Source organism: Priestia sp. RMT2NF4, from assembly GCF_047872835.1.
Lineage (GTDB): Bacteria > Bacillota > Bacilli > Bacillales > Bacillaceae_H > Priestia > Priestia zanthoxyli.
In genome coordinates this window covers 325525-342405 of the sequence record NZ_JBLQZO010000003.1, presented here as the reverse complement: position 1 = coordinate 342405, position 16881 = coordinate 325525, and the positions used below count along the sequence as shown (strand labels likewise).

At 38.5% G+C, this 16881-nt stretch carries 18 protein-coding genes; 1 reads left to right on the top strand and 17 read right to left on the bottom strand.

Annotated features, from left to right (window positions below):
• The first annotated feature begins 311 nt into the window (after positions 1–311).
• Positions 312–827: an N-acetyltransferase gene (locus tag ACMX9J_RS15250; RefSeq protein WP_013055642.1), complete on the top strand. Its 516-nt coding sequence runs from the start codon at positions 312–314 to the stop codon at positions 825–827.
• A 31-nt stretch (positions 828–858) separates the two neighbouring features.
• Here ACMX9J_RS15250 and ACMX9J_RS15245 read toward each other — a convergent pair whose 3' ends face one another.
• The 17 genes from ACMX9J_RS15245 to ACMX9J_RS15165 all read right to left on the bottom strand — a co-directional run bounded on the left by ACMX9J_RS15245 (position 859) and on the right by ACMX9J_RS15165 (position 16843).
• Positions 859–1593 carry a sugar phosphate isomerase/epimerase family protein gene (locus ACMX9J_RS15245; protein WP_416225927.1) on the bottom strand — a complete coding sequence of 245 codons (735 nt, stop codon included), beginning with the start codon at positions 1591–1593 and terminating at the stop codon, positions 859–861.
• A 93-nt stretch (positions 1594–1686) separates the two neighbouring features.
• The gene (locus ACMX9J_RS15240) at positions 1687–1821 is read right to left on the bottom strand and encodes a hypothetical protein (RefSeq protein ID WP_416226062.1); all 135 of its coding nucleotides are present in this window, start codon (positions 1819–1821) and stop codon (positions 1687–1689) included.
• A 143-nt stretch (positions 1822–1964) separates the two neighbouring features.
• Positions 1965–2771, bottom strand: a complete 807-nt coding sequence (locus tag ACMX9J_RS15235) for a carbohydrate ABC transporter permease (RefSeq protein WP_013055640.1) — start codon at positions 2769–2771, stop codon at positions 1965–1967.
• A gap of 68 nt (positions 2772–2839) precedes the next feature.
• Positions 2840–3694 (bottom strand): carbohydrate ABC transporter permease, encoded by an 855-nt coding sequence (locus tag ACMX9J_RS15230; protein WP_034269685.1) that lies wholly within the window; start codon positions 3692–3694, stop codon positions 2840–2842.
• Between the two features lie 72 nt (positions 3695–3766).
• The gene (locus tag ACMX9J_RS15225; protein ID WP_028412189.1) at positions 3767–5044 is read right to left on the bottom strand and encodes an ABC transporter substrate-binding protein; all 1278 of its coding nucleotides are present in this window, start codon (positions 5042–5044) and stop codon (positions 3767–3769) included.
• A 351-nt stretch (positions 5045–5395) separates the two neighbouring features.
• Positions 5396–6007 carry a flavin reductase family protein gene (locus ACMX9J_RS15220; protein WP_016763208.1) on the bottom strand — a complete coding sequence of 204 codons (612 nt, stop codon included), beginning with the start codon at positions 6005–6007 and terminating at the stop codon, positions 5396–5398.
• Between the two features lie 176 nt (positions 6008–6183).
• The gene (locus tag ACMX9J_RS15215) at positions 6184–7452 is read right to left on the bottom strand and encodes a 3D domain-containing protein (RefSeq protein WP_034269680.1); all 1269 of its coding nucleotides are present in this window, start codon (positions 7450–7452) and stop codon (positions 6184–6186) included.
• A 439-nt stretch (positions 7453–7891) separates the two neighbouring features.
• On the bottom strand, positions 7892–8812 hold the full coding sequence (rbsB, locus tag ACMX9J_RS15210; RefSeq protein WP_014461376.1) for a ribose ABC transporter substrate-binding protein RbsB: 921 nt from the start codon (positions 8810–8812) through the stop codon (positions 7892–7894).
• Between the two features lie 11 nt (positions 8813–8823).
• Positions 8824–9783 carry a ribose ABC transporter permease RbsC gene (gene rbsC / locus ACMX9J_RS15205; protein WP_033578167.1) on the bottom strand — a complete coding sequence of 320 codons (960 nt, stop codon included), beginning with the start codon at positions 9781–9783 and terminating at the stop codon, positions 8824–8826.
• Position 9784: 1 nt separating this feature from the next.
• Positions 9785–11266 (bottom strand): sugar ABC transporter ATP-binding protein, encoded by a 1482-nt coding sequence (locus ACMX9J_RS15200; protein WP_028412185.1) that lies wholly within the window; start codon positions 11264–11266, stop codon positions 9785–9787.
• A gap of 14 nt (positions 11267–11280) precedes the next feature.
• Positions 11281–11670 carry a D-ribose pyranase gene (gene rbsD, locus ACMX9J_RS15195; RefSeq protein ID WP_034269677.1) on the bottom strand — a complete coding sequence of 130 codons (390 nt, stop codon included), beginning with the start codon at positions 11668–11670 and terminating at the stop codon, positions 11281–11283.
• Entirely contained in the window at positions 11671–12549 is an 879-nt protein-coding gene (rbsK, locus tag ACMX9J_RS15190) for a ribokinase (protein ID WP_416225926.1), read from the bottom strand.
• The gene (locus ACMX9J_RS15185) at positions 12542–13531 is read right to left on the bottom strand and encodes a LacI family DNA-binding transcriptional regulator (RefSeq protein WP_028412183.1); all 990 of its coding nucleotides are present in this window, start codon (positions 13529–13531) and stop codon (positions 12542–12544) included. The genes rbsK and ACMX9J_RS15185 overlap by 8 nt, the downstream gene beginning before the upstream one ends.
• Before the next feature lie 118 nt (positions 13532–13649).
• Complete coding sequence (locus ACMX9J_RS15180; RefSeq protein ID WP_028412182.1) at positions 13650–14075, bottom strand: MarR family winged helix-turn-helix transcriptional regulator; 426 nt, start codon at positions 14073–14075, stop codon at positions 13650–13652.
• A 162-nt stretch (positions 14076–14237) separates the two neighbouring features.
• Positions 14238–14660 (bottom strand): hypothetical protein, encoded by a 423-nt coding sequence (locus tag ACMX9J_RS15175; protein ID WP_071276653.1) that lies wholly within the window; start codon positions 14658–14660, stop codon positions 14238–14240.
• 8 nt (positions 14661–14668) lie between these two features.
• On the bottom strand, positions 14669–15199 hold the full coding sequence (locus ACMX9J_RS15170) for an NAD(P)H-dependent oxidoreductase (protein ID WP_014461382.1): 531 nt from the start codon (positions 15197–15199) through the stop codon (positions 14669–14671).
• 18 nt (positions 15200–15217) lie between these two features.
• Positions 15218–16843: a DHA2 family efflux MFS transporter permease subunit gene (locus ACMX9J_RS15165; RefSeq protein ID WP_028412180.1), complete on the bottom strand. Its 1626-nt coding sequence runs from the start codon at positions 16841–16843 to the stop codon at positions 15218–15220.
• Positions 16844–16881 lie beyond the last annotated feature (38 nt).

The window sequence follows — 16881 nt, the reverse complement described above, 5'->3', positions numbered from 1 at the left end:
AATGATTCTTTTTTCACTCATTATTTTTCTTTCCAGGTAAGTAAAATGTCCTGTTATCTTCTTTACAAATAGACCCGCAACCTTATTGACAAAATTAATGAGTCTTTGTTACCCTTATACACGTTGTAAAAAATTTAAAAGTGAATGTTAAGGAAAGCAGCCGTTTTGATGAACGATCAATCAAATCAGGTTCTTTCCTTTTTATATTTTTACTAAGGCAGATACTTTGCTAAATAAAGTTTCGCTTTATACACCGTGTCCTCTTTGTCATAGGCGCACTTAGACCGAAAACAGACGGAAAGGAGTATAAAATGTTTACTCAGCTTACAGAAAAAAACCAGAATGCAGAAGAACTAAAAGAAACACTTGATGATTTAGAGTTTCAGCTATTTCGCATGCAGGATAATTTAAAAGAAATTGCTAAAAAGTACGAAGTTATCGGTGTCGATCAGCCTGAAGATAATCAGTTAGTTATTGTATCGGCACAAAATGACGGAAACGCATGTAAAATTATGCTAAATGAATGCACAAAAGCCTATAGAGGGGCTTGGGATTTTGCCATCGATGGCGTATATGAAGATAATCACACGATTTTTATTGGTGATATTAAAGGTCCCGCTAATAAGGGATATGGCTCTGTATGTATGAATTATTTAAAAGAAGTAGCGGTTGATCAAAATGTTCATGTCATTAAAGGAGATATCGCTGAGCGCGACTGGGATCATCTCGAAAGATTAATTCATTTTTATGAAAAACATAACTTTGAAGTAAATATTGATTATACGAATAAGTGCGGAGAAATTGAATGGACTCCAGCTTATCAATAGAAAACGAACAGACAGCGTCTGTTCGTTTTTTTTATTTGATATATGCTAAGCTTTTTTTAATACTGCTAAGAGGACTTTCTATGCACTGATCTTGTTCAACGATCCACCATTTTACGCCTGCTTTATTGCCTTCTTTCATGACAGCCTTTACATTTACCCCTCCGGTACCAAGAGGAGCAAAAAATTGCTCGCCGTCTGTTGTCATATCTTTTAAATGGATAAAAGGCGTACGATTTCGATAGTGCTTCATCCACTCAACTGAATCTTCGCCTGCTTTAGTGAGCCAATAAATGTCCAGCTCTACATTTACCCCAGTTTCTTCTAGAATCGTTTGGAGAGCTGACTTTCCAGTTGACAATTTTTTTAGCTCAAAATCATGATGGTGATAGCTAAACGACATGCCTTCTTTTTTACAATAAGCATCAATGTAATTTAAAGAATCAATAAGTTCGAAATATCCTTTTTCAGTTTGTCGTTCAGGCATTAAATAAGGACAAACAATATGTGAATTTCCAACTTGCTGCTCAAAGTGAATCACTTGCTCTAAATTTGCTTCTAATTGTTCAAGCGGCACGTGACTAGAAGCTGCCTTCAGCTGTAAATCCGTTAACCATGCTCTTACTTCTTGCGCTGTATATCCTTCGTACCCTGCAAACTCTACCCCTTGATATCCTAAAGCAGCTACTTTTTGAAGAGTTCCTTTAAAGTCTTTTTTCGTTTCTTCACGCAGCGTATAAAGCTGTACTCCTACAGGTATTTCTCCCATCTTCTCTCCCCCTGTTCATTAAGAAAGTGATTGAACTATGGCTAAATCAACCCAATCTAAAGACGAACAAATTGAACTAGTATGAATTACTTGTTACACAGCTGTTGATTTCCGTGCAAGACTTCGCTTTCCGCGGGCGGCCGGTGAGTCTCCTCGTCGCTTACGCTCCTGCAGGGTCTCACCTGTTCCGCTTTTCCCGCAGGAGTCTTCGTCTTGCCCTCCAATCAACACCTAGAAGCAATTAACTACAATTAAATCTACGTTCATCCTAGAAAGGGAAAAATCCGAACGAATTTGATTCTCGATCAACAATCAGATTCTTTCGGATCCTCCTTTAACTAACATACTTTTTTCTCAACATCTGCTGCTTTTTATTTTACTGCACTTCCAAGCATTCCTGAAATAAAATGACGCTGAAGTGCTAGGAAGAAGACAATGATTGGAATGGTTGCAATCGTTACCCCCATCATTACTTGACCGTAATCAATAATCGATAATCCAATTAAGCTTGAAAGAGCAACTGGCAATGTAGCCATTTCGTTTGATGTAGTCGCAACTAAAGGCCACATAAAGTTATTCCACTGTGTCATAAATAAGAAAATAGCTGCTGCAGCCATCGCAGGCTTCATAGAAGGAAGCACAATGGTTAAAAAGATTCTCATCTCTCCAGCACCGTCCAAACGTGCTGCTTCAATCAGTTCCGTTGGAAAAGCTAAAAAGTTCTGACGTAATAAAAAGATAGCGAACGGAAAGCACAGCTGCGGAACAATAAGAGCAAAATACGTATCAAGCAAATTAAAATTCGACATCAGCTGAAAAAGCGGAATGAGCGTTGCTTGATATGGAATCATCATGGACAATAAAAGCGTCGTAAAAATTGCGTTTCGGCCTTTGAATTCAAATTTAGATAGCGCATATGCAGCTGTAGAACAAACCATTAAAGCTACAATCACATACACGACTGAAACAAATACTGAGTTAAAAAAGACCCGCCCTAAATCAATTGAAGCATTTAAATTTTGTAGATTTGTCATAAATTGATCGCCAGGCTTCAGCGTTGGAGGGTTTGTAAACATTTTTCCCGATTCATTCGTAGCGCCGATAATCATCCAGTAAAACGGAAAAATAGAGATAATCGTGAACAGCCCAAGCATGCTGTATAATCCTATTTTACGCATGATGTTGCTTTTCTTTTTAACCTTAGGCACGGTAGCTACTGCGGTTGCTTCTACTCTCTCTAATACACTCATGATTTATCACCCGTAAATTTAAATTGGAAGAACGTTAAAATACCGACTAATAATACAACAACGTACGCAATGGCTGAAGCATATCCAAAATCAAAATATTTAAAGCCATTTTGATAAATATATAAGCCTAGCGTCATCGTGGAATCAGCAGGGCCGCCTTTTGTTAAGTTAAAAGGTTCGTCAAACAATTGAAGCGTGCCAATTGTTGATAAAATAGTAGCAAACAAGATAACGGGTTTTAATTGTGGAACCGTTACGTGGAAAAACTTTTGAATACGATTTGCCCCGTCTAAATCAGCTGCTTCGTAAACTTCATGAGATAAACTTTGAAGAGCTGCTAGAAAAATAACCATATTATAACCTGTCCATCTCCAAGTCATCGCAACGATGATTGAGACTTTAGCCCAGAAAGGATCTCCCAGCCACTGAATGGCATTGATACCGAAAAACCCTAAAATAGTATTCATAATTCCTTCATCTTGAAGAATGATTGAAAACAAAATAGAATAGGCAACTAGCGACGTTACTGCGGGCAAGAAAAATGAAACTCGGAAAAAACCTTTTAGTCTTAAAAGCTGACTGTTTAACGCGTTAGCTAGTACAAGCGCTAATAAAATCATGACGGGTACTTGAACGATTAAAATAATCCCCGTATTTCCAAGCGCTTTCCAGAAAATATCATCTCCGAGCAAACGTGTATAGTTTGATAAACCGGTAAATACATACTTTCCGCCTTCCATACTCTGAAAGCTTAGAATAAACGATGAAAAAATAGGATAGATGGTAAACAGCGCGAACAGCAAAAGTGCTGGAGCAATAAATAAGTAAGGCAATGATTTATTTGTCTTCATGATGACCTCCTAGTACCGCAAGAAGAAGAGATAGAAGGCAATTTTCTAGAAATCACCTTCTATGCTTCTTGATTATTTTTGAATTCGGTTTTCTAAGCGTTTTTGAGCTGCTTCAAGCGAGTCTGTAACGCCCTTACCATTTGTTACCTCTGACACAGCTTTGACTGCTTCACTGTTTGCAACTGAGTAATTGCCTGTAAAATTAACCGGCTTAATATCTTTCATTTCATCTGCGAATGTTTTCCAAATCGTCTGATTGTTAAAGTACTCATCTTGTGCAGTGAATAATTTTGAAGAATATACGGTATTTAATGATGGGAATAATCCGCCCTTCATCGCTTCTTCTTGAACTTTATCTGTTGTTGAGAAATATTCCATAAATTTGTACGCTTCATCTGCTTTTTGGCTATTTGCTGAAATCACATAGTTGCTTCCGCCTAAGTTAGAAGCACGGTTGCCTCCTTCTTCAAACGAAGGTAATAAAAATACTCCCCATTTTCCTTTTAAATCTGGAGCCTGCTGCGTAATAGAACCAGATAGCCAAGCACCAGATGGTGAACTTGCTACTTTACCTTCTGCTAAAGCACTGATTGAAGCATCCCAGCCCACTGTATTTTTAACAATGCCTGCTTCTTTTAACTTCTTATTTAACTCCATCGCTTTTTTCGCTTCTTTAGAAGTTAAATTGAGCTTACCTTTGTTATTAAAATAGAACGTACCTTGCTGCGTTAGTGCCATTCGGAATAAGCCATCGTCATTATTAAAATCTAAACCTAGTAAATCAACGCCAACTTTTTCTTTAATTTTCTTACCAGCCGCAATATAATCATCCCATGTTTTGATACTGTTTGGATCTACGCCTGCTTTTTCAAAGTAATCTGTGCGGTAGAAAACGCCTGTCGGACCTGCATCAAACGGGAAGCCGTACATGTCTCCATCCTTTGATAAAAGAGCTTTCTTAAACTCTGGAAATTTATCTTCTTGTTTATCGAACCCTTTTTTAGATAGGTTTAAAAATGCTTTTGGAAATGCATCCAAATATCCTTGGAAACGATCGTCTTCTACTAATACAATATCAGGAAGACCTTTTCCGCCAGCCTGCAATCCTGTTGTTAGTTTTGAATAAACGTCTTCACGTCCCATATCCACTACTTTTAATTTAAATCCTGGATTCTCTTTTTGATATTCTGCTGCTGCTTTCTTTAATACCGGTACGTTAATATTCCAAGCCCATGCAACAACTTCTTTTCCACCGCTACCACTTGTTTCATTAGCGGACTTTCCTCCGCATCCTGCAAGTACTAGGGTTAAAATGAGTGCAAAACTGATTAAACTAAACCAACGTTTCAATGAATACCCCTCCTATGATCTCGTCTCCTAGTGTGGCAAGTTTTTTTGTAAACGCTCACGTCTCTTTCTAGATAGAATTATTGAAAAATAATTCTGTATATTGAAAGCGTATACAATTTACTTAATCTAAATTATATGAATGAATACCCTTTTCCTCAATGGTAAATATAAAAGGCAAAAACCTTACATTTTTGCCTTTTTGTAAATTGATTTTGTTATTATGGTTTCTATTAACTTTTTCGTTCATAAAAAAAAGCGAATGTACTGTTATTGTTGAAACAGAACACAATCGCTTATTTAAAAAAATCCAATGTATACTATTTTTTTGCTACATAAGTAACACTTTCTTGCTTATTTGGGACGTTCTAAGGAAAATAATTGCCCCAATTTACTATAGTTAGAACCCGCAAGCCGGCTGACTGGCTTCACACGTTCTGCAGAAACGCGATCGTTTTCTATCACTTTTTCACTAATATGAAACATCACAACTTCACCGATAAACAAATCTGAGCTGTATGCCTCATCCGTTCCTAATGGAACAATTTGGTGAAGCTTACATTCCATTCGAATGCTGGCTTCTTGAATTCCGGGAACCTGCACTTTTTTGCTCGGTGCTAGTGTTAACCCTGTTTCCTCGACTTCACTCACGGAAGAAGGGTAAGAAGATGCCGCTTGATTCACCTGTTCCACTAAGTTTTCGTCTACAAGATGAACTACAAATTCTTTAGATGCACTAATATTTTTGGCCGTATCTTTCGTCATTTGACCTTCACTTCTCGAAACCGAAACGGCAATCAGCGGAGGCTCTGCCGCAACTACATTAAAAAAACTAAACGGCGCGGCATTTACTACACCGTCATCATTTTGACTTGTAATAAACGCAATTGGCCGGGGAATGACGACACCTGTTAGCAAATGATAATTATCTTTTGCACTTTGTACCGCTGGATCAACTACCTTCATTTTACCCACTCCTTTTCTTCCATTTACTTTATTGTATGGTAACGAAAAGAGCATAGATTAGCTAGCAACTTGCTCACCAAACATGCAAAGAAGAGGGTGAGACATAGCTGCATCCATCTCATCTGAAAACCAACAAAATGAAAAAATCCGAACGATAAATCGTTCGGATCTTCTCTTTAGTTTAGCACCGTTACTTTCACTGTACGACGTCCAAATGCTTTTGCAGCTGACTCAGAAGGTACTAATACGTCAATTCGATATCCTTTAATCGCACCGCCCGTATCACCTGCTGTTGCCACTCCGTATCCTTCTACATATACTTTTGAACCTAATGGAATAACGGATGGATCTACCGCAATAATTTTATGAGTGCCTGAACTTACATTTTGTCCAGTGGCTGTTACGCCGCTGCAGCCTGCACAATTAGCTGTATAAGCTGTTGCTTCTACATACATTTCTTTTCCAGAATGCTTTTGTGTGCTTTCTTCTTTTTTCGTTTCTTTTGCTTCTGAAGAAACGGCTGCTTTCTTCTCTGTAGCCGCAGCTGTTTTTACTTCTTGTTTCGGCTCTGTTTTTACTTCTTTTTTAGCTGTTGCTAATTCAGCTTGACGCTTTGCTTCTGCATCAGCCTCAGCCTTTTCAGCCGCCTGCTGTTTTGCCACTTGCTCAGCTTGCTTTTGAGCTGCTTCTTTTTCTTTTGCAATCTTATCTTGAATGCCTGTTAGTTCAGACTGAAGATTTGCTTTTTCTGAAGAAGCTGCATCAATTTCATTTACGACCGTACTGTATTTTTCTTGCATAGTTGTTAACGTTGCTGTTTGTTTCGCAACGTTTTTATCTAATTCAGCTTGTTTAGCCGCTAGGCTACTTTTTGCTGCTTCTAATACTTTTTCTTGCTTATCAATTTCTTTTTTATCTTTTTCAATTTGATCTAAGTCATTTTGATGCTGCTTTAAAATATCATTATCTGCTGACAATAAAGTTGTGACCGCACCCATACGTGCAACAAAATCTCCAAAGTTATCAGCATTCATTAATGTATCAATAACAACGCTTGTTTTATCGTCCTGCTGTAAAGCAACTAATCGATTTTCAATAATATCTTTACGACTTAACACTTTTTCCTGAAGCAAAACGATCTCTTTTTTCTTTTTCTCAATCATTTTGTTCGCTTCTGAAATCTGCTTTTCAGTCGATGCTAACTCTTTTTTATTGCTAGAGATTACTGTATGTAATGAATTTAATTGTGACTGTATGTTTTGAACATCTGAATTGATAGACTGTTTCTCTTTCTCTTTTTGTTGAACAGCCTTTTCTGTTTCTTTAATTTTATTTTCAGTAGTCTGGAGCGCTTCTTCATTCGATTGGGCGTGAGTCTCTGTAATGCCGGTCATGAAGAAAATTCCTGTGACTGCTGCAAGAGTCATACGCTTAAAAATTTTCATAAAGTAATAGTCCCCTTTCCTCATAGACATAGTTATACCATAAAAAACTAGCTGTTTATGTTACAATACAGTTAAAAGTTTCCCATAATCTGTATAAACAAGAATCTCTTTCTGGGAATTTACCACCAAAATCCCTTGATAGAGAGGTTTACTGTTTATTAAAAAAGATATATTTTTGTCACAAAGGGGGCAAAATTACTCTTTAAAAATCAAAATAAACGCTTATTATTACAGCTATATTACAAATTTTTCACAGAAAATTATGTGTTTTACCGCCTTTTTTCTGTGTTTTTTACTTTTTATTACATAAATTCCACCTACATAATTCCTGCACTATTTATAAAGTTGTGACTTTTTCACTTCTTTTTTACACTTTATATATATAAAAAGACGCCCATAAATCAAATGAGCGTCTTTTTTCTTCACACGTATAAAGCCATTATTTTTCAGAGGTTACTAGTTTTAAAGGCACTGGAATTTGCTTATCTACTTTTTTGCCTTGAAGAACATTTTTAGCAGACTTTACGGCAAGTTTACCAATTAAAACAGGCTGCTGGGCTACAGTTGCTCCTAGTTTTCCTTCTTTTACTGCTTTAATTGCATCGTCGTTTCCATCAAACCCTACTACTAATACATCTTTTCCTGAGCTGTTAATCGCTTGAATAGCTCCTAATGCCATTTCATCATTGTGAGCAAATACGGCTTTGATACCAGGGTTTCCTTGAAGAACGTTCTCCATAACGTTTAAGCCTTTTGTACGGTCAAAATCAGCTGACTGTTTAGCCGTAATATCTAGCTTTTGATCTGCAACGTTGTGGAACCCTTTTCCTCGTTCACGAGTTGCTGAAGCTCCGGGCACGCCTTCAAGTTCTGCTACCTGAGCTTTTTCACCTACTTTTTTTACAATGTAATCAGCAGCCATTTGACCACCTTTTACATTATCTGAAGCTACCAGTGTTTCCACTTTTCCTTTTTCTGCTGAACGATCTAGCGTAATAACTGGAATCCCTACATTATTAGCCGATTGTACAGCTGTTGAAATAGCGGCTGAATCCGTTGGGTTAATAAGCAGAATGTTAACACCTTGCTGCATTAAATCTTCTACATCGTTAATTTGTTTTGCTGAATCATTTTGAGCATCTACTACAACTACTTCCATGCCCAGTTTTTTTGCTTCTTTTTGTACTCCTTCTTTTAGGGAAACAAAGAACGGATTGTTTAATGTAGACACGGATAAACCAATTTTAATATCTTTTAAATTTTTACTTTCAGATGGTTTCGCCCACTCAGGAGGCTGAAGTGAACAAGCCCCTAACAGTAATAATGAAAATGATAATAGCACGAGCCAAATTTTCTTCATGTTTTTCCCTCCTAAGCTGACTTTTTGCGATCAATTAATACCGCAATTAAAATAACAATTCCTTTTACGACCATTTGGTAAAACGACGAAACGCCGAGTAAGTTCAAACCGTTGTTTAATGTTCCGATAATCAGCGCACCAATTAACGTTCCAACAATGCGTCCACGTCCTCCGGAAAGGCTTGTGCCACCTAGTACTACTGCGGCGATAGCATCTAACTCGTAAGACGTACCTGCCGTTGGCTGAGCAGAATTCAAGCGAGAAGTCAAAATCGCTCCTGATAGCGCTGCCAATAATCCTGCTAGTGAGTAAATCATAACCTTAACTTTCGGAACTTTGATTCCTGAAATAAATGCTGCTTTTTCATTTCCACCGATTGCATATGTTCTACGGCCAAACGGTGTTTTATGCAAAATCACCCATAGGACAGCAAACGCTAGTACCATCGTAATCGCTGGAACAGGAATACCTAGGAAATAGCCTCGGCCAAATAACTGGAAGTAATAGTTTTCGCCTAAGCCCGTAATCGGATTTCCATCTGTATAAACAAGCGTTAATCCTCTAAAAATTGTCATCGTCGCTAGCGTCGCAATAAACGGCGCCATTTTTCCTTTTGTAATAAGTAAGCCGTTAACCATACCCATTACAGCTCCTAACACACATCCTATTAAAATAGCTAAAATAGGATCTACACCTGACACAATCATACCTGCCATTAACGCACTTGATAAAGCAAGTATAGAGCCCACGGATAAATCAATTCCCCCTGTTAAAATAACAAATGTCATACCGAATGCAATTAAAGCATTAATAGCCACTTGACGCAGCAAGTTTAAAATATTTAAAGGTTCTAAAAAGCTTGGATTTAAAATCGATACAATGACAATAAGAATAAATAAACCTAGTAACGGACCTAGCTTTTGCATCACGTTATCAACGCGATTTTCTTTTATCGCTGTGTTTGCTTTCATTTTACTGACCTCCTGTTGCAAATGTCATAATTTTTTCTTGAGTTGCTTCTTCACTTGTCAGTTCACCTGTTATCTTTCCTTCATGCACAACCAAAATGCGATCGCTCATGCCGAGTACTTCCGGAAGCTCTGAAGACACCATGATAATAGCCACGCCTCTGTCTGTCAGTTCATTCATAAGCTGATAAATTTCACGCTTCGCCCCGACGTCAACTCCTCGAGTTGGTTCATCTAAAATTAGCACTTTTGGTCCAATGCCAATCCACTTGGCAATAACTACTTTTTGCTGATTTCCTCCCGATAAGTTAGCCGCACTCGTCTCAGACGACTCGGTTTTGATCGTTAAACGTTTAATAAGCAAATCTACAAATTGCTGCTCGCTTTTTTGTTCAATAAAGCCTTTTGGCGAAAAGCTGAATAGACTTGGAAGTGCAATATTTTCTCGAATAGAAAAATCCAGAACGAGCCCTTCTGTTTTACGATCTTCTGTAATGAACCCGAGACCTAATTTAATGGCTTGGTCTGGCTTTGTGATACTGACCCGTTTGCCATTTAAGATAATTTCGCCTTTTTCTAACGGATCAAGCCCGAAGATAGCGCGCATAATTTCGGTTCTGCCAGCTCCCATTAGCCCCGCAACGCCGACAATTTCTCCTGATCGCACTGAAAAATGAACGTCTTGAAATACACCTTTTCTCTCCAAGCCTTTTGCTTCAAATACAACGTCTCCCTTAGGAGATGTCCTAGCAGGAAATCGATCCGTTAGCTCTCTTCCTACCATTTTGCGAACAACATCATCGAAGCTGGTTTCTGGAATCGGCTTTTTGTCTACCGTCTGTCCGTCACGCATGACCGTAATGGAATCACAAATAGCGAAAATCTCTTCCATACGATGTGAAATATAGACAATCGATACACCTTGTTTTCGCAACGCATTAATTACGTCAAATAACTTTTGAATTTCTCTTTCAGTAAGCGCTGCGGTCGGCTCATCCATGATAATCACTTTTGCATTCGTCATCAGCGCTTTGGCTATCTCAATCATTTGCTGCTGTCCGACAGAACAAAGTCCTGCTTCTTGATCAAGAGGAATGGTGACAGCTAATTTTTCAAACTGCTTCTTTGCTAACGCTTTCATTTCTTTTGTTTTTAAAAAACCTAAAGGCGTTTTTAATTCTTTGCCGATAAATAAGTTTTCAAGCACCGTCATTTCAGGCCAAACGTTCAGCTCTTGATGAATAAAGGTAATTCCGTTTTGTTCTGCTTCTTTTGGATTTTGAAAATACGTCTCTTTGCCATCAATCAGAATCTGCCCTTCATCTTTTTTATGAAGGCCGGTTAAAATATTCATCAGCGTAGATTTCCCCGCTCCATTTTCCCCCATTAGTGCGTGAACTTCACCTTCATGTAATTCAAAATCCACGCCTCTTAGTACACGGTTTGCTCCAAAGGCTTTATGAATCCCTCTCATTGCAATATGCATGCTGTTCACCTCTTTTAAAAAATAACTCCCGCTTGTAAAATACAGTTTGCATAAGGAGTTGCTTCTCCTGTACGAATCACAACTTTCGCTTTACTTGTCAACATTTTCAATTGTTCATGCGATACTTCTTCTACTAAGATGTTTTGCTTTTCCATCAACTCGTAAGCCTTTTGGTTTCTTTCTTTCATTTCAGAAGCAATCACTATTTTTTCTGTAGCCATATCTTCTAACACAGCTACTACTACATCTTCAAAGCTAGGCACTCCTAGCTTTAAAGATAAATCAATTTTAGGCACGTCACGCGGAACAGGTAACCCTGCATCTGCAATGACAATAGTGTCTGTATGACCTAGATCTGTTAGTATTTTCGTAATATGACTGTTAATCATTCCGTGACGTTTCATTTACAGACTCTCCTCCACTTCTTTTCGAGTCGGCATGCCGCCTTGCGCACCAAATTTAGTGACGGATAGCGAAGCTGCGCGATTAGCAAACTGAATTCCTTTTTCAAAACCCATTCCTTCGGCAAGTGCCACAGCAAGCGCTGCGTTAAACGTATCTCCTGCTCCTGTTGTATCAATCGTTTCTACTTGATAAGAAGGAACCAATACTTCTTTCTTGCCGTTAAAATAGCGTACACCTTGTTTTCCTTCTGTAATAAACAATTTATTTGGATACTGTTTTAATACTTCTTCTTTTTCTTTTCCTTCAAATAAAAGCGCTGCTTCATGTTCATTTGGAGTGATGTAAGAAACTTGTTCAATCACTTCTGCTTTTAATGGTCTTGCAGGCGCTGGATTTAATAAAAGCGGTACTTTAAGTTCCTGACAAAGCTGAGCAACATATTCAACCGTTTCTTCTGGAATTTCTTGCTGAATAAGTACGATATCAGCTTCTTTAATTTTTTCTTTTGCTTTTTCTACGTAGTCTGGAGTAATATAATCGTTTGCTCCTTTAACAACTACAATGCTGTTGTCTCCTTCAGCGAGTATAATGTGAGCTGTTCCGCTATCTGAACCTGTAACCGGTTTCACATTTTCTACAGATACACCGTTTGATTTGAAATTCTCCAGGATTGCTTTTCCGTAATGATCTTCGCCCACACATCCAATCATACTCACATCCGCTCCAAGCCGGGCTGCTGCAACAGCTTGGTTCGCTCCTTTTCCTCCCGGAACGGTTTTAAATGATTCTCCTAACACTGTTTCTCCAGCTCCAGGACGAATATTTGATGTTACTACTAAATCCATTGATGAACTTCCAATCACAGTTACTTTAGCCATGTTCCTCAACCTTTCGTGTCGTATTTCGTTCAATAAACGTAACGGGTAGTTGTACTTGCTTTTGAATTAAAGGTTCTTTCTTAATGCATTTCATTAACAGACCTGCTGCTTGCTTGCCCATTTCATAAGCAGGCTGACGAATTGTAGACAGGGCTGGAAACGAAAAGCGGCTTTGCGGAATATCATCAAAACCAATCACTTGAAGATCATCAGGCACGCTTTTCTCTAATCGAAACGCCTCATGTAAAACAGCTGTGGCTACAATGTCATTACTTGCGATAATCCCGTCTGTTTCAGGGTACTTTTGAAAGATTTCCTTTGCCCATTTCTGCGCATCGTCAAATGCTAGAGAATTTGTATTTAATACGTAAAAGTCTGCATCAGACTGACTCAAGACAGAAAGAGAGCCTTGAAAACGTTCCTGAGCAGGCTTTACATTTACTGGACCTTTGATAAGAGTAATTCTTTTACTTCCTCTTTTGATTATTTCTTCTGCAGCGATTTTCCCGCCTTCAAAACCATCAGCATAAACGGATGGATACTGATCAGAACTTCTATCTAAAAACACGACGGGAAATGTAAGACCTTCATATAGTTTCTGAGCTAAACTTGTTGTTGCCGTAATCATTCCTACTACATGATTTTGCGTAAACGTTTGGAGATATGTTAATTCTTTCTCTAACTGCTCATCACTATTGCCAAGAATTAAACGAAATCCATGGCTATGTACTTCATCTTCTATTCCTCGTGCGAGCTGAGGGAAAAAAGGGTTTGTGATGTCTGGAAGCAATAGACCAATCAAACGTGATTCACGTGTATAAAGCGAACGGGCTACTTCGTTAGGGCTGTAGTTTAATCTTTGAATTGTATTCATTACTCGCACACGCGTGTCTTCTTTTACATACCCTGTACTGTTTAAAACACGCGAAACGGTCGCAACGGACACGCCTGCTTCTTTTGCTACATCACGAATTGTTACCACTTTATTTCCCTCCCTCCATATATGTAACCGTTTACACAAATGATATCATGGAAAAGTGAAGTTGACAATCTTTTTATCAAAAAAAAAATCACTCCATTAAGAAGTGATGTTTCTTTCATTAGATATTAGCGTCTAGTTTCTTAAATAATTTCAAAAATTGCTCTTGATCTTTCGGCTCATAGCAAGAAAAGAAATGAGCAATCATCTTTTGCACAATTTCATTTGCTTCTTCAATCACTTGTTCACCTTTAGCAGTTAACTCAATGTTTACCTTACGGCGATCCTCTTTAGAGTGATAGCGTGAAACTAACTCTAAGTCTATTAAACGAGTAATAACAGGAGTGATCGCACTAGGCTTTACACGCATCTCCTCTGCCAGCTTGGTTACTCCAATATGACTGCATTTACCGATAATTAATAAGATATGATATTGAAAAGGCGTAATCCCTTGTGAAAGTAACCTTTCTTTTATCTCTGTCATTACCTTTTTGTTAAGGGATATCGAAATTCTCTGGACCTCTTCAATAAATGTGAGCTGTTCCATGTTTTGACGTCCCCTTTCTTATAATCAGGGAGTCGATGTTAACATGTCAGCCCCCTGCTGCACTCCAAGCGAAACCTAACCTGGGGAGAGCGGCTGGTTTCGCGGAATGCTTATGACCTATTTTCTATCTGTTTTATTCCGTACTATTATAATAGAAGAAACTCATTCATTATCGTTTTTCTTAAACGATCTTAAAGCTTTACGAAAAGCGTCATCATTCATAACGTCACGTTCTTCTTTTGTAAAAACCGTGTCGTCTTTTTCGCCTTCTCTAAACTTTTGCAGCACTTGACGATACATATCATCGTTCATGACATCTTTTTCTCTCTTATGTCTAGATGTTCTTGTTTCCGTCTTCGCCTGCGGCTCTTTTGGCTCTTCTTTTGGTGTTTCTTTTGGTGCTGCAGGTTTTTCTTCTGCTACTTTTTTCTCTTCTACTTTTGGCTCTTTAGGAGCATTTGAAGCAGCCGCTTCTTTTTTAGGTGGAACTGTACGCTGGCGCTTAGAAGATGATGCTTTAGCATTCATTGTAATAATTAGGACAACCAGAATCACAGCTACAACGATCAGTAAAATACCTAACATACTGTCACCTACTGTCCTTGTGTCATTCGTTTAGTCACTTGAACAACACGTTCTCCTAACGCTTTACCTAGCGCTTGGTCGTTCTCTGTTAATAATTCGTCACCTTCGATTGGACAAGTAATTCCCACACCGTAATAAGTACCGTACAGCGCATTTTCTGGAATGTTACCTGGTAAGCCAGCGATAACCATTCCTTGGTGAAGCATCGGTGTAATTAAATTTAAAAGCGTTGCTTCTAAGCCACCGTGCGTTGTAGCTGTTGTACAGAACACCGCACCTACTTTATCAATTAATTTACCTTCTGCCCATAAATAACCTAATTTATCAATCCACGTTTTTAACCCTGAACTGATTGTTCCAAAATGCCCTGGGCAGCCCCAAATAATAGCATCCATTTCAGGCAGTTCACGTACATCTGCTTCTTCGACATGCTTTACATATACAGTTGCTTCTCCAGACAGCTCAGCGCCAGAAGCAATCGCTTTTGCTAATGCCTCTGTATGTCCGCCTTCACTATCATATACGATACAAATTTTCATCCTTTATCCCTCCGTTGCTTATGAGTTCATATCTTTTGGTGCCGGTAACATACGAATATCGTCTGTTGTTTCTTTTTCTGTCTCTTCTACTTCTACCACTGGATCTTTACGAACATCACGTAGGAAGAAACTTAAAATCAATCCAATAATGGCAATGATAACTGTCCAGTAAAACGCGTCGTTAATTCCTTGTACAGTTGCTTGCGCTTGAACTTTTCCAGCTAATGTTGTTAAAGCTTGTTTTTGCGCTTCTGTTTGAGAAAGGTGAAGCGTTTGAGCAATCTTTTGCACAAATACCTGGAAGTTATTCATAAAGAATGGATCAGATGTAGTCATTGAACTGCTCATTTCATTCACATGATATGTTGTGCGATTTGTAAAGATTGTAGTCATTAAACTGATACCGATTGAACCACTCACCTGACGAAGCGTGTTCGACATAGATGTACCGTGGCTGCTTAATTTTGCCGGCAGCTGATTTAAACCAGCTGTCATAATTGGCATCATTAATAATGACATACCGAATGCACGAATCATATAAATAATAACAATATGACTAAACGGTGTTTCAAGCGTTAATTTTGTAAATTCAAATGTTGTCACAACCGTAATCAACATCCCGACAATCCCTAGTGGACGCGGTCCTAATTTATCAAACAGCGTACCAGAAATCGGTGACATGACTAGCATAACAAGTGCACCAGGCAAGATTAATAAGCCTGAGTCAAACGCTGAATAGCCACGGATGTTTTGCAAATAAATCGGCAATAAGAACATACCAGCATACATGCTGATTGTAATGGCAATACTGATGATATTAGATAATGAGAAAATATTGTATTTAAATACTCTCACATCAAGTAATGGACTTTTAAGTCGAAGCTGCTGTACAACAAAGATGATTAATAAGACAATACCGCCGATCATCGTTGATAATACAACTGAATCCGTCCAGCCATCGTTTCCAGCTTCACTGAAGCCGTATAGAAGTAAAGCCATACCTGCAAGAGATGTAAACACAGAAATTAGATCTACTTTTACATTTTGAGGCGGTTTAATATCTTTTAATTTAAAAGCTGCAATAATAAGTACGAGTGCACCTAGTGGCACCATTCCCGTAAATAAAATGTGCCAGTCATAGTTTTGAATAACCCATCCTGAAAGCGTCGGTCCAATTGCCGGAGCGAACATCATGGCTAAACCAAAGATACCCATTCCTTTTCCGCGCATATGAGGAGGGAAAATAAATACGATAATGGTCATAACTAGAGGTGCTAGCACTCCGCCCCCGACTGCTTGAACCAGACGTCCAATTAGCATAATTGAGAAAGTCGGCGCGATTCCGCAGACAAGCGCTCCAATTGTAAAGCAGGCCATCGCAAATAAGAATAAGCGACGAACGCCAAAACGTTCAATTAAATAGGCTGATAATGGAATAAGTGCACCATTTACAAGCATATATCCTGTAAGCAACCACTGTGCGGTATTAGCCGTAACGCCAAACTCTGTAATCAGATGCGGAATCGCAACATTTAGCAGCGTTTGGTTTAAAATTGCTAAGAACAATCCAAGCATAAGTACGACTAGTAGCGGGATATGCTTTTTAACTGAGCTTTCCTCTGGTTGTATCGTGTTTGCTGACATCAGTTCCTTCCTCCTTTCTTCTCTTCTTAATCATGTAC